2 protein-coding genes are annotated in these 382 nt (G+C 57.6%); both read right to left on the reverse strand.

What is annotated here, in order from left to right; genetic code table 11:
- On the reverse strand, positions 1-184 hold a 184-nt coding region (locus RZO55_RS03010; RefSeq protein ID WP_318062810.1), incomplete at its 3' end, for an MFS transporter.
- A gap of 60 nt (positions 185-244) precedes the next feature.
- Positions 245-382, reverse strand: a complete 138-nt coding sequence (locus tag RZO55_RS25850) for a YtoQ family protein (RefSeq protein ID WP_369293189.1) — start codon at positions 380-382, stop codon at positions 245-247.

The raw sequence follows: 382 nt of genomic DNA on the forward strand, positions 1-382 counted from the left end.
CCCAAACCGGTTGGGTGATCACCATGACGATGGGGCCGATCGACAGCAGGGTGCCGATCTGGCTTCCGCTGAGCCGGATTTCGTCCTTCAGGTAAATGCCCAAAAGCGGATAAAGTCCCCCGAGCGCCCAAAAGACCAAAAAATAAAACAGACGGAAGTTGATTTGGATCCGCCGATCAGCCATCAGGTTTCTCCTCCACCGGGTTTTCGATGGAAAAGGCGGAGTCCTTTCGGACTCCGTTGGTCATTCCAGGACGTAGGCCAAGGCTTCCAGGGCCTGTTCGGGGGTTTCCACCACGACCTGCGCCCGCTGGGCCAACTCCTTCAGCGGATGGTGCAGGCTTTCCGGACGGACGAGGATCAGGGGTTTCCCCGATTGAAT

Source organism: Clostridium boliviensis (assembly GCF_033342255.1).
In the GTDB taxonomy this organism is placed as follows: domain Bacteria; phylum Bacillota; class Clostridia; order Lachnospirales; family Lachnospiraceae; genus Lacrimispora; species Lacrimispora boliviensis.